This window comes from Bradyrhizobium sp. SZCCHNRI20481, assembly GCF_032485055.1.
Lineage (GTDB): Bacteria > Pseudomonadota > Alphaproteobacteria > Rhizobiales > Xanthobacteraceae > Bradyrhizobium.
The window spans coordinates 241,521-251,058 of record NZ_JAUEUE010000008.1; the positions used below are offsets into that span (position 1 = coordinate 241,521).

General features: G+C 64.0%; 8 protein-coding genes. All 8 read right to left on the bottom strand.

Translation table 11 applies throughout. The features are described from left to right. Position 1: 1 nt before the first annotated feature. Entirely contained in the window at positions 2–1,012 is a 1,011-nt protein-coding gene (locus QX132_RS15630; RefSeq protein WP_316161812.1) for a branched-chain amino acid ABC transporter permease, read from the bottom strand. 199 nt (positions 1,013–1,211) lie between these two features. Next, positions 1,212–2,036 carry an AraC family transcriptional regulator gene (locus tag QX132_RS15635; protein ID WP_315739524.1) on the bottom strand — a complete coding sequence of 275 codons (825 nt, stop codon included), beginning with the start codon at positions 2,034–2,036 and terminating at the stop codon, positions 1,212–1,214. A gap of 118 nt (positions 2,037–2,154) precedes the next feature. After that, positions 2,155–3,405 (bottom strand): ABC transporter substrate-binding protein, encoded by a 1,251-nt coding sequence (locus QX132_RS15640; RefSeq protein ID WP_315781202.1) that lies wholly within the window; start codon positions 3,403–3,405, stop codon positions 2,155–2,157. A gap of 314 nt (positions 3,406–3,719) precedes the next feature. Next, positions 3,720–4,073 (bottom strand): hypothetical protein, encoded by a 354-nt coding sequence (locus QX132_RS15645; protein ID WP_315758258.1) that lies wholly within the window; start codon positions 4,071–4,073, stop codon positions 3,720–3,722. A 198-nt stretch (positions 4,074–4,271) separates the two neighbouring features. After that, a complete protein-coding gene (locus tag QX132_RS15650) occupies positions 4,272–5,603 on the bottom strand; it encodes a lysine N(6)-hydroxylase/L-ornithine N(5)-oxygenase family protein (RefSeq protein WP_316161814.1) in 1,332 nt (443 codons plus the stop codon). A gap of 19 nt (positions 5,604–5,622) precedes the next feature. Next, positions 5,623–6,762, bottom strand: coding sequence for a GNAT family N-acetyltransferase (locus tag QX132_RS15655; protein WP_316161815.1), 1,140 nt, complete (start codon positions 6,760–6,762; stop codon positions 5,623–5,625). A gap of 55 nt (positions 6,763–6,817) precedes the next feature. After that, positions 6,818–8,551, bottom strand: a complete 1,734-nt coding sequence (locus QX132_RS15660) for a cyclic peptide export ABC transporter (RefSeq protein ID WP_316161817.1) — start codon at positions 8,549–8,551, stop codon at positions 6,818–6,820. Further along, positions 8,548–9,531 (bottom strand): alpha/beta hydrolase, encoded by a 984-nt coding sequence (locus QX132_RS15665; protein WP_316161819.1) that lies wholly within the window; start codon positions 9,529–9,531, stop codon positions 8,548–8,550. The genes QX132_RS15660 and QX132_RS15665 overlap by 4 nt, the downstream gene beginning before the upstream one ends. Positions 9,532–9,538: the final 7 nt, after the last annotated feature.

Below are 9,538 nucleotides of genomic sequence, written 5' to 3' on the forward strand. Positions count from 1 at the left end.
CTCACCGCCTCGCCAGGAGGCCCTGGGGCCGCAGCGCCAGCACCAGCACCATGATCAGGAAGGTCACGACGATCGCATAGGTCGGGATGTAGACCGAGCCGAGCTGCTCGGCGAGCCCGATGATGACAGCGCCGAGCGCCGCGCCAGGGATGGATCCCATGCCGCCGACGATGACGACGACCAGCGAGGCCAGCAGAAAGCGCGTATCCTCGCCGGGCGAGATCGACTGGAAGGTTCCGCCGACCACGCCGGCAATGCCGGCCAGCCCCGCGCCCAGCGCGAACGCCAGCACGAAGACGAGCTGAATCTGGACGCCGGTCGCCGCCAGGATCTCGCGATCATCGACGCCGGCGCGCACGATCATGCCAACACGGGTGCGGTTGAGCGCGAGCCACATCGCGACGCCGATCACGACCGAGCCGCAGAAGATCACCAGCCGTACCAGGGGATACTGCAGGAACACCGGCTCGCCCGACGATTTCATCGCCGTCATCAGCGGGAGCTGCACCGGTCCGATCAGCCAGGCCGGCGTTTGGATCTGATAGAAGTCGCCGCCGAACGCCCACAGCATCAGATCGGCGAATACGATCGAGAGGCCGATCGTCACCATGGTCTGGCGCAGGTCCTGGCCCTCCATGCGGCGAAAGACGAGCAGCTGCAGGAGAACGCCGATGGCCGCGACGACGATGAAGGCGGCGGCGAATGCGAGGATCCATGACCCGGTCGCGGCGGACACTCCGTAGCCCACATAGCCGCCGAGCAGATAGAGCGAGCCGTGCGCAAGATTGACGTTTCGCATCAGGCCGAAGATCAACGTAAACCCGCTCGCGACCAGGAAATAGAGTCCGCCCAGCGTGATGCCGTTGAACACCGCACTCAGGAACACCTTCTTCCGACCGATCGCCTCCTCAAGCCCCGGCGGCCAGACGGCGAAGATCAGCCACGCCAGCAGCGCCAAGGCGAGGAGAATGATGAGAGACCAGATCGGGTGGCGCTCGATGAAGCGGCTCATCGTCCCTCCCTCATGGTCAGAGAGACGGATCCGTCATCACAGCGGAAAGGCGCATTCAGCCGAAGATCGCCGGGTGTGCCGGCCATCGCTCGTCCTCCCTCGTCGGATCCTTTTCCGGATCACGTTCCGAAGAGTGTAGCGGCAGACAAGCATGCGCACTTGATCGACAGTCTCTTTTCGCGCGACGCGCAGCAGCGCGTCAGGCGCGCAGCACTTTTGCAGCGCGGCGATAATCGGTCGGCGCCATGCCGACATTTCCGGCGAAGAAGCGCGTGAAGCCGCTCTGGGAGGTGAATCCGAGATCGAAGCCGATGTCGGCGATCGGCGACTCCGTCGCCACCACCGCATCGAGCGCCCGCTCCATCAGCAGCGTATTCAAATAGAGGTTGGGCGTTACTCCGGTCTGGCTACGGAACAGCCGATAGAAATGAGGCCGCGACAGTCCGGATTCGCGGGCGATGTGATCGAGCTCGATCTCGGCGCACGGACTGTCCGACATCAGCTTGATGCACTTCCGAACTCGAAAATCCGTCACTTCCGCGCACGGCCGCTCGGGCATCTGATCCGAGACGCGCCAGCTCTCCTCGTAGCAACTGTCGATCAGCTGCCGCAACTCGCCGTCGAGGCAACCGAGCGATGGCGCGCCACATACCAACGCTGCGGCGCGGCGAATGCAGCGGTCGAGGGCGGCGGTTCGCCGAAAGCAGGTACGACCAAACCGCAGGCCCTGCTCGCGCGCGGCCGACGGCGTGAACCACTCCGCATTGACGTAGAGCACGAAGAAGATGGCGCCGTTGCCGACATCGTTCGGCAGGAAGTTGTGCGGCTCCCACGGATTGACCGCGACGATCCAGTCCTCGCCGATCTGATAATGCTGATCGCAGACGTCGATATCGGCCGGCGTCCCGCCAACATGAAAGATCAGATGTCCCTCGCGGTGGGCATGCACATTGAATGGCCGATTGAGCTGATAAACCGTCGCGCGGCCGAAGCGAGCATGAAAGACGGCGAGCGCCCTACTCATCACTTCCTCACCGAAATGGTTCTTATTGTTCGTCAGCGTCGATCATTGTTTTGCAGAAAGCAAGAGACGCGACGACGCGGCCAGAGCCCGCTCGAGCCGCGTCGCTCTCTGCAGAAGGTCAGTACTTCTTACATTCGGGCACGGTGCGGCTCGGCAGGCCGATCTTGGCGAAGGTGGCGGCGTCGTATCCCAGCGTCTGGTTGACGTCGGGAATCACCTTCACGACCTTGCTGAACAGCGCGCCCTTGCCATCGTCGACGACCTCGGTGACGAAGTTGGTGCCGATCGCCTGGCGGTTGGCGTCGAGCTTGATCTTGCCGTTGGGAGCATCGATCTCGATCTTCGCCAGCGCCGCCTTTAGCTTGGCCTGGTTGTTCGACAGATCGCCATTGACCTCGCGCAGCGCCAGGATCAACGCCATGGTCGAGCCATAGTAGTTGGTGGCAAGCAGCGACGGGCTCGGGAAGCGCTTCTCAGGCGGGAACGAGTCCTGATAGGCCTTCACGAACTTCTGCCAGCGCGGATCCTCCCAGGTATCGGCCTGCCCCGATGCCGCAATCGTACCGATCAGAGCGTTCTTGGCATTGCCCTTCGACGACAGGATGGTCTGGTCGATCATGATCGAGCCGCCCATCAGGTGCGCCTTGCCGCCGGCCTGTTGATACTGGTTGAGGAAGTTGACGGCATCGGCGCCGCCGAGACCGAGATAGATCGCATCGACATCATCGGGCAGCGCCGCGATCACCGACGCGAAATCCTTGGTGCCGAGCGGCACCCATTGCCGGCTGGAGATCTTGCCGCCCAGGCCGCAGAACTCCAGCGCCAGGCCGAACACCTGGGTATAGATGAAGGAATAGTCCTCGCCGACGGTCGCGATCTTGCGATAGCCCTTGGTCTCATAGGCATATTTGCCGAGGCCGACCTGCCACTGAGCACCATCCATGTTGAAACGGAAGAAGTTCGGCGCGGGATCGACATAGGTCGTCTCCTGCGCACCGGACGCCGCGTTGACGAATGTCAGTTCCGGGTGCGTCTTGGCGAAGTTCTTGACCGCGATGCCCTCGTCGCCCGACAGCGGCGACAGCAGGATCTGCACCTTATCCTGCTCGATCAGCTTGCGCACGGCACGGACGGCCGAGTCCGGCGTGGCATCAGTCGACGCGACGACGAACTCCAGCTCCTTGTCGCCGACCTTCTTGCCAAGCACGTTCAGCGCGGTGACATGGCCGCGCATCCCGTCCTCGCCGAGCACGGTATAGGTGCCCTCCAGCGTCGCCGTGACGCCGACCTTGATCTTTTCCTGCGCGAATGCCGTGCCGGACAGCAAAAGCGCCGTGAACACGGCGATACCTACACTTCGCATGTGCATCGAACTCCTCCCTTGTCGCCCATTGCTGGGGCACACGAGCGTGTGCCGGCCACTGTTTTGTTGGCCATGTTGGCAGCGGACCTTCCCGACGCCTCGCGTGATCTCTGACGAGCGACGGTGAGCCCCCATCGACCGCGGAGGCTAGCGGATGAGCCGAGGCCGGGCGCAACCCGCCCGGCCTCGGCCTTGACGACGAGTCTCATTTTCCATGATGCGACGCGATAAGCCTGTGATGCATTCCGCGTGCATCGCGGTCCCGTCAGGGCTTCGTCGGCGTGGCAGCGGCCTGGCCGCGCTGGCAGAGCACGGGCAACTCAACTGCCTCGGCCCGGCTCCCTTGGGATCGTCTTGGAGTTCAACCGACGCGATCGTACCGCCACCCGAGACCGCCGGATGCGCCGCTTCCGAAATTCCAATCCGCACATGGCAATATCGATGCTTTCGTTCGGATGCCGTAGACGGCGTCCGTGGAACGCGAGCCATTTCTCGACCTGGCGCACGACCACGCGGCCGAGTCCCAGTCGCCGCACCAACTCGTCGCGCGTATGCAGCGAGGCGATGTCGACGATGTAATCGAGCCGTTCCGACATGGTCCGGCCGACGAGCCGCGCGTATTCACTCGACACTAGCAAGGTTACGACCCGCTCAGGCAGATGCGGCTCACCCATTTCCAATCCTGCACTCCACCGTGCCCGCCGGCCGACACGAGATGTCGGTCATCCAGCAGTTGCAGGCACGGCGCCCCCCGATGACAATTCGACCGTGACACGCCAGGGACGGCCAGGTCGTCGCAAAGATGCCCTTTCGGCCTCATTCCACGACGTCGCGCGCGGCGCGATCGTCGTGGCTCCGCATTCGGCTTTCCATCACGAGTACACGCGCTCGGCCCGGTCCTGCGAGGGCGCGGCGTCCTGTTCTCTCACCGTTGTCGACACGAGCGACTTCGTGATCTCCTGAGCCCGCATCGGCAGCACCGAGAGCAGCGTATCGCTGAGGCCGTGCGAGGTTTCGGCGCAGCCCTGCACATAGACGTGTGGACGAAACGCGGGACTTGTCTGCAGACGATAGTCGCGATCAAGCGACGCCGACTCGATGTAGCGGCTGATCGGATCGAGACACCCCGGGATCGGAGATCGCTCGTACCCGGTGGCGAGCACGACGGCATCGTATGCCGCTCGGCGGCGGACCTCCTCGTCCTTGTTATTGAACTCGAGCACCACCCCCTGGGGGGAGGCGTGAGCTGCGACGATCTCGCTGCGCGGATGAAGCGCCAGCTTCCGAGCTCCGGCAACGCGCTGCTGATACGTCATCCGGTAGAGCTGATCGAGCAGGTCGGGGTCGACCACCGCATAATTGGTATTGCGGAAGCTGCGGACGATTGTCTCGCGCTGCCCGTCGGACCGCGAATGGAAATAGTCGGTGTAGTCCGGGTTGAAGATCTCGTTCACGAACGGGCTGCTGTCGGCCGGCTTGAGGGCATGCCCGTGGAAGACCAGATCGATCTGGGCGCCCGGAATCCGCTCGCTGAGATCGAGGGTGACCTCAGCCGCACTTTGCCCGCCGCCGATGACCGCTACCCGCGGCGAGCGGCCGTCCGATCCTGCCGCAAGCGACGAGCCGAGATAGCCGCTGGTGTGCACGACCCGCGGATCCATCGCGACCGCTCGAAATACGGACGGGATGTGCGGCACGCCGCCGACGGCGGCCACGAGGTGCCGCGTGACGCGTGACCGTTCTTTCCCGTCAGCCATGCGCGTGAGCACGCGAAGCGCGGTGACGGACTGACCGGCGTGCACGGGCTCGACAGCCTCGACTGTCTCTCCATATGCGACCATGGCGCTGAACTGGCCGGCGACCCATCGGAGGTAGTCGTTGAACTCGATCCGGCTCGGATAGAACGTCTTGCAGTTGGTGAAGTCGAGCAGCCGGCCGGATTTGTGAAGATAGTTGACGAAGGTGAACGGACTGGTCGGATCGCGAAGCGATACCAGATCCTTGAGGAAGGAGATCTGCATGTTGCTGCCGGGCAGTAGCATTCCGCCATGCCACTTGAAGTCCTGCTGCCTTTCCACGAACAGGGACCGGCATTTCAAGCTTTGCTGCCTGGCGCAATCGTCGAGTGCAATCGCCAGTGCGAGGTTCGATGGCCCGAAGCCAACGCCGACGACATCATATTCAGGGGCAGGATGATACGACATGAGTGATGCTCCGTCCGCGCTAGGCTTCTATGGGTGCTTCCTTGGGCGCCGGCTGCCACAGCCGGTCGCCGAAGAAGCGCTCGCGCAGCAACATGACCAGGGTTGCCCGCTTGTGTGGGAAGTCGAAGTTCTTGAGCCTGGCAAAGCCCGCCAGATCCAGGTTACGCAGCTGCTGGGAATGCGCCGCCGCCGGCTCGCCGACGATGCGCTCGGTGCGGCAATCGTCGAGGAACATGTAGTGCATGAGCGAGGGAAGCCAGGCCGTGATGAAGCGGCGGCCCCGGAAGCCGTCCTCGCCGACGATCACGTGCCAGCCGCGATCATAGTCCGTCGCCTCGTAGAACGGCGCGATGCGATTTTCCTTTGCCCAATAGAGCTCGAAATAGCCGAAAGGCTGATCACCGAAGGAGCCGATCAGCGGCACCATGTGCGGGTCCGACATGATCCGCGACAGATACTCCCGGTGCTTGTCGACGTCCCCCGCCTCGTTCCAGAACGAGTCCACCCGCGGGTCGTTGAGCCAGCGGTGCACCAGCGGGAGATCGTGAGCGATGTCGACGACGCGAAAACTGACGACGTCGGACAGCCAGGGAATGAAACGGGCGTAGACGGTGCCGACCGGCTTGGGCGGTCGCCGTGGATGGCGCCTGCCATTGGTCATCGTATAGGATAGTGGAAACGGCGGACATGCGGCGTCCGTCAGCCAGTTCTCGCGCCGCTGCATCACCATGTCCGGACGCAGCGTCAACCTGCCGTCAGTGACCACCGCAAGGCCGTCTCTCGCCAAGGCCGATGCTGCTGCCGGGTTGTCGTCGAGCGCAAGGACGAGCCTCTCCAGCGACGGCGTCCAGCCGAAGACCGCTTCGGCCATTGCCGCTACTCCGCGCGACACCCGGCGAAAATCACGGGGTTCGTCGCCCACAGTCAGCCGCATCAGCTCGCCGTCTGACCGGAACGACAACAGCGCCGCGCCATCCGCGATCACCTTTATCCCGTCATCGTCGCGAACGACCGACATTGTCGCGTCAATTGCGACGGGAAATGTCCGGGCGCTGCCTGCAGCGCTCGCGGTCGCGCTCACGCGAAACCCTCCCCCTTCATTGATCTGCACGGGCGTCATCCCTGTCCACTCCCGTTCAGGATGTAGAGCGGCCGGCACGACGAAAACAAGAAGGTCCGAGGCACCGCGTTTAGATTAACTACAAAGCTGCGCATCACGGCTTCGTTGCTTCAAATGACTCAATGGACTCCTGCAGAGCCGGCGTGAGCGAGCGTTGCCTTCGCGCCGGCTCGCGGCGCTCGGAGGGGGCGCCCACGTCAATATTCCCGTTGCGCAGGCGCACGATCCGATCGGCGCAGTGGAAGTAGCGATCGTCGTGCGAGATCACGATGATCGTCTTGCCGAGACGTTTGAGGTCGGCGAGCAGCTCGGTGTAGAAGATTTGACGGAACGCCGGATCCTGATCGGCCGCCCATTCGTCGAACACCAGCACGGGCCGTCCCTCGATCCAGGCATTGATCAAGGCGAGCCGCTTGCGCTGGCCTGTCGACAGGTCGGTTGTGGAGAATGCGCCGCCTTCGATGGAGACTTTGTGCGCAAGCTCGAGGCGGTCGAGATAGCGCTGTGCGAGCTCAGATCGCTGATTGCTCTGCTGTGCAAGGGTGTCGAACAGGAAATAGTCCGAGAATATTGTGGTGAAGAGCTGCCGGTAGTCGTCGCGGGTCTCGCTGACGACAGGACTGCCGTCGCGCAGCAGCACGCCGCGATCGGGCACATAGAGTCCGAGCAGCAGCTTGATCAGCGTCGTCTTACCGCTGCCGTTCTCACCGACGATGAAGACGATCTCGCCGCGGCGTATGCGAAGGTCGATCGGTCCGATGGCAAAGGGCCGTTCGGATGAGGACGCCGGGAATGCGTAGGAGACTCCGCGCAACTCGATCGATTCAATCTGGTCGGCAGTCCGACCGGCCGGATCATCAAGCAGTTCCGCCTCTTCGGTGGTGAAACGGTCCGACAATTCGGCGATCCGACGCATCGCGAGCTGGGCGCGGCCGAGCGACGGCAGCATACCGATCAGCTGGTCGATCGGTCCGCGCATGAACAGCAGCACCAGAACGAAGCCGCTGGACACCGAGGCCGGGCTGTCGGGCCACAGCAGCGGACGCAGCACGAGCGTGGTCCCGATCACCAGGAACAGGAGAACCGTCCCGAGCGCACGCGCCGTCACGAGCAGATTGATGGCCTTGATCTGGACGTCGCCAATCCGGTCGACGGTCTGCCCGATCAGATCGACATGGACGTGGCGTCGGCGCGGGCGGTGCAGCCGCAACTCCTTGGCGCCGTCGGAGATCGCGCGGTAATGCTTCTGCAGGTCGTCTTCGTATTGGCGCGCGAGATTGAAGCCCGTCATTCCACGCTTGCGAGCGAGATAGTGGACGAACGACCCGAGCGCGATCAAGGCTGCCGTGACCAGGACCAGCGGCCACGAGAGCACCGCCAGGTAGATCAGGCAGCCGGCGACGATGACGCCGGACACCAGGAAGGCCGGAAAGAAGAACGCGAAATCGCTGATGGCGTCGACATCCTTGGTCAGGACCGGGATGAGGCGGTGCGACCGATAGGATTCGAGCTGGTCGATCGGCGCCATCAGGATCTTGGCGGCCAGCGACTTGCGCAGCGAGGCGACGATCCGCTGTCCGACGACGTTGGCGCTGATGTCCGAGCCGACGGAGCCGACCACGATCAGGACACAGAGACCCGCGAACGAGGCGACCAGCCCACCAATGTCGCCTGGCCCTGCGTAAAGGCCGCGGTTCACCACGGCGAGCAGACCCGCAACGCTGGCGCCGCCGAGGAGACCGAGCAGGATGGCTGCGACGAGCAGCAACCAATAAGGCCGCAGCAGGCTTCCGACGTTGGCAAGTCCTGGATTGGATGACGTCATCATCGGTCGCCAGCTCCCATTCCCATGCCGAAGACGGTAGCGAGCTTGTCGCCGATGTCGGCGCGGGCCCGCAGAGCGTCCGGCACGACGTTGCCCATGCGCAGGAACTCGTGGATCATGCCGGGATAGACCTTCAGATCCACGGCGACCCCGGCCGCGCGCAAGCGTTCAGCATAGGCCCGCCCCTCGTCGGCCAGCGGATCGAACTCGGCGAGCACGATCAGCGCAGGCGCGACGCGCGTGAGATCGGATGCCGCCAGCGGCGCAAATCGCCAGTCGTGGCGATCGGCGTCCTGGGGGAGATAGTGGTCGAAGAACCAGTCCACGGTCTCGCGCTCGAGCAGATAGCCCGAGCCGTATCTTTCGTAGGAATCCGAGATCTGCTGCGGGCTGAGGCCGGGATAAGCGAGGACCTGAAGAGCAGGCTGCGGCAAGGCCCGGTCATCGCGCGCGGCGATCGCCAGGGCTGCAGCGAGCGTGCCGCCCGCACTGTCGCCACCGACCGCGACACGCCGCGGGTCCAGACCAAGCGCAGGCCCCTCGCGCCCGATCCAGGCGAGCGCATCCACGCAGTCCTCGAACGCGGTCGGAAACCGATGCTCCGGCGCCAGCCGGTAGCCGATCGACAGCACCGCCGCGCCGCTGTCATCGGCAAGACCCCGGCACAGCGGCTGGTGCGAGTCGAGGCTGCCGACGACGAAGCCGCCGCCATGCATGTAGAGCAGCACGGGCATCGGATCGGCGACGTCCAACGGCCGCGGCGCATAGAGCCGCGCGGCGATCTCCGTCCCGTCGCGCATGGGCAGCACAAGCTGTCTCTCGCATGCGAGCGGCGGCGGATCGATATCCAGCAACGGCGAGGAGGCGTCGAAATCGGCACGCGCCTGCGCCGGCGTGAGTTGCCGAAACGGAATGCGCGCGCCGGATTCCGTTCCGAGCTGAATCATCTCGAGCAGTGCAGCGATATCAGGATGAAGGCTCATGATCACC

Excerpts from the sequence above, each read along its gene's own strand:
- QX132_RS15630 (WP_316161812.1), bottom strand. The coding sequence starts at position 1,012 with ATGAGCCGCTTCATCGAGCGCCACCCGATCTGGTCTCTCATCATTCTC.
- QX132_RS15635 (WP_315739524.1), bottom strand. The coding sequence starts at position 2,036 with ATGAGTAGGGCGCTCGCCGTCTTTCATGCTCGCTTCGGCCGCGCGACG.
- QX132_RS15640 (WP_315781202.1), bottom strand. The coding sequence starts at position 3,405 with ATGCACATGCGAAGTGTAGGTATCGCCGTGTTCACGGCGCTTTTGCTG.
- QX132_RS15645 (WP_315758258.1), bottom strand. The coding sequence starts at position 4,073 with ATGGGTGAGCCGCATCTGCCTGAGCGGGTCGTAACCTTGCTAGTGTCG.
- QX132_RS15650 (WP_316161814.1), bottom strand. The coding sequence starts at position 5,603 with ATGTCGTATCATCCTGCCCCTGAATATGATGTCGTCGGCGTTGGCTTC.
- QX132_RS15660 (WP_316161817.1), bottom strand. The coding sequence starts at position 8,551 with ATGATGACGTCATCCAATCCAGGACTTGCCAACGTCGGAAGCCTGCTG.
- QX132_RS15665 (WP_316161819.1), bottom strand. The coding sequence starts at position 9,531 with ATGAGCCTTCATCCTGATATCGCTGCACTGCTCGAGATGATTCAGCTC.